Below are 2,514 nucleotides of genomic sequence, written 5' to 3' on the forward strand. Positions count from 1 at the left end.
ATCCTCACCGCACCGGAGACCTTCGAGGGTCTCCCTGTCGCGGCCCGGCATGCCGACGTGGTCATCCAGGCGAACCGCGCTGCCATCGTGTATTTCACCCATCCGCAGTGGCCCGGTACGGACCTGGGAGACATGGAAGGGGAGGGTGCCGGCACGGCACATCGCAGGAGTCATGTCCGGGCCGCCTGGTTCGAGGTCGACCTCGCGGGCGACCTCGTACCCAGCAGCGCGGGGCGCTGATCACCGACCCTCCAGACGACGGAGTGTCACATCGTGGAGCCGGTCCCGTTGGCGGCTCGACCGCCGCGTGACGCCACCTGCAGCGCTACCGCAACCGCTCGTCCTTCGTTGATGCGCTCCTGGAGGCGGACCACCTTCTTCACCGGCAGCACGTAGCCGCCGTCGCGGGGGAGCAGTGAGGTCTCCCATCCGGTTCCTCCGATGCGCACCGATACCGGAATCACTCCCCAGCCGTAGGTCGCCCGCCCGGCCTCGATGCGAACGTACTCGCACACCTCCTCGGGCACCGTGACCCAGTAGAACGGGGCCGGGCCACGCCACTCGAACAATTCCGCGGTGAAGGTCTGCTCCATACGGGCCAGAGTCCCGGGCCAGCGCCGAAGCGTCAACCCTTGTTCCTACCCGATTCTCCAGCCGGCTCCTGGCCTTCCATGCGCGATGAGAACTTGCGGCGCGCCCACGGCGTATGTGGTTATGGTGGAAGTAATCGGTGAGGGGGAATCAGGCATGGCCTGCGATGGGTGCACGACATCTTCGAAGCTCGACTTCGATTTCAGCATGGCCTTCCAGCCCATCTATGACGCGATCGACAACCGCGTCTGGGGCTACGAAGCGCTGGTCAGGGGACTATCGGGCGAGGACGCCCATGAGGTCCTGTCGAAGATCTCTCCGGAGCAGATGTACCGGTTCGACCAGGACTGCCGCGTCAAAGCCATCGAGTTGGCCTCGCGCCTCTTTCCTGCCGGCGAGGACCTGAAGCTGTCGATCAACTTCATGCCCAACGCGGTCTACGAGCCGGCCGCATGCCTCCGAGCGACGCTCCGGGCTGCCCGGCAGTTCGATTTCCCGACGTCGGCCATCATGTTCGAATTCACGGAGAACGAGGAAGTCTCGGACACCGCCCATCTCACGAACATCATCACCGAATATCGCAAGCACGACTTCACCACCGCCATCGATGACTTCGGTGCCGGTCATGCGGGTCTGGGGCTCCTCGTCGAGTTCCAGCCGGACCTCGTCAAGATCGATATGAAGCTCATCCGGGGAATCGACACCAGCCCGGCTCGCCGGGCCGTCGTCGCCGGCATCGTGAGCATCAGCGAGGCTCTCGGCATCACGCTCCTCGCGGAAGGTATCGAGACCGAGGCGGAGTTCCTGGTCCTGAAAGCGGCCGGCATCCGCCTGTTCCAGGGGTATTGGTTCGCGAGGCCGGCCTTCGAGGAACTCCCGCCGATCCATCGCTGGTCCGCTCCTGGCGTTCCCGCTGTCGCGTAACTCCATGGAACGGGTGCAAGGCATCGGAGGCCTTTTCTTCCGCGCTGAGGATCCAGGGGCGCTGTCTCGCTGGTACGCCGAGCATCTGGGCATCGATCCACCGCCGGCGTCCTATGACACCTCGTCATGGCGGCAGAACGGGGGAGCGACGGTTTTCTCCGGTCTGTCGGCGGACTCCGGGCACATCCCGGCCGGGAAATCGTGGGCTGTCACGTTCCGCGTTGCCGACCTCGCCGCCATGGTCCGGCAGCTCGAAGCAGCGGGAATCCCCGTGGATCGTGACGACGAGGCCTACCCCAACGGACTGTTCGCTTCGCTCCTGGACCCCGAAGGGAACAGTATCCAGCTGTGGCAACCAGCAGGAGCAGACTCCTGAGCCCACCCGGCCCGCCGGAACCCGCCGGGCGTGCCGGCATCAAGGCAGGGTGATCGTGCCACGGACATCCTCAACCCGGCACTCATCGAGCACATACAAGGTTGCGGCACGCCTCCTCGTGTTCCCGGCAGGGCCCGTCGTCGTGTTCTCCGGGGTCGGGGCTCAGTCGGCCTTCGACGCAGGATAGACGAAGACGTCCACCGAGTCTCCGCGGTGGTGGAACCGGATGATACTCCCGTCCGGGAGGCTTGCACCGGGGTCTTCCCGCGACAGGTGCAGTGTGCCGATGTCCGCGAAGAGACCGACCCCGGGCGGGACGCAGTTGGCGCCGTCGACCATGGGACCCGAGCGGTCGATGATCATGAAGCACTGCAGACCTTGCCTGTCCACGGCGAACCACGGTTCGACTCCTCGATACGGTTCATAGCCGCGGATGCTCGAACGGTCGACGTCGGCTCCCAGGAAGTCCAGCATCGAGAACACCACCTCGTCTCCTCCGCCGGCGCTTTGATGCAGGACGGCATCGGGGCGGGGCCCGAGGAACCACCCCACGGTGTACGCGAGGGCGAAGAGGACCGCCAGGGTGCCGGCTACGAACCAACTGCGGCGGGCCCGTGTGGCGG

Annotated in this window: 4 protein-coding genes and 1 pseudogene; 3 read left to right on the forward strand and 2 right to left on the reverse strand. The window is 65.7% G+C overall.

The window, feature by feature from the left end:
* Positions 1–240 (forward strand): annotated as a pseudogene (locus CVO76_RS16765) (hypothetical protein); the annotation flags it as partial.
* 26 nt (positions 241–266) lie between these two features.
* Here CVO76_RS16765 and CVO76_RS16770 read toward each other — a convergent pair.
* A complete protein-coding gene (locus CVO76_RS16770) occupies positions 267–593 on the reverse strand; it encodes a DUF1905 domain-containing protein (protein WP_208740201.1) in 327 nt (108 codons plus the stop codon).
* Between the two features lie 205 nt (positions 594–798).
* On the opposite strand from CVO76_RS16770, the gene CVO76_RS16775 reads away from it, so the two are divergent.
* Together CVO76_RS16775 and CVO76_RS16780 are read left to right on the forward strand one after the other, a co-directional pair.
* Positions 799–1,515 carry an EAL domain-containing protein gene (locus CVO76_RS16775; RefSeq protein WP_244186077.1) on the forward strand — a complete coding sequence of 239 codons (717 nt, stop codon included), beginning with the start codon at positions 799–801 and terminating at the stop codon, positions 1,513–1,515.
* Between the two features lie 4 nt (positions 1,516–1,519).
* A complete protein-coding gene (locus tag CVO76_RS16780; protein WP_133081498.1) occupies positions 1,520–1,891 on the forward strand; it encodes a VOC family protein in 372 nt (123 codons plus the stop codon).
* A gap of 162 nt (positions 1,892–2,053) precedes the next feature.
* Here CVO76_RS16780 and CVO76_RS16785 read toward each other — a convergent pair.
* A partial coding sequence (locus CVO76_RS16785; protein WP_208740202.1) for a hypothetical protein occupies positions 2,054–2,514 on the reverse strand: 461 nt, incomplete at its 5' end.

The organism is Arthrobacter agilis, from assembly GCF_002953615.1.
GTDB classification, from domain to species: Bacteria; Actinomycetota; Actinomycetes; order Actinomycetales; family Micrococcaceae; genus Arthrobacter_D; species Arthrobacter_D agilis_B.

Excerpts from the sequence above, each read along its gene's own strand:
- CVO76_RS16780 (WP_133081498.1), top strand. The coding sequence starts at position 1,520 with ATGGAACGGGTGCAAGGCATCGGAGGCCTTTTCTTCCGCGCTGAGGAT.
- CVO76_RS16770 (WP_208740201.1), bottom strand. The coding sequence starts at position 593 with ATGGAGCAGACCTTCACCGCGGAATTGTTCGAGTGGCGTGGCCCGGCC.
- CVO76_RS16775 (WP_244186077.1), top strand. The coding sequence starts at position 799 with ATGGCCTTCCAGCCCATCTATGACGCGATCGACAACCGCGTCTGGGGC.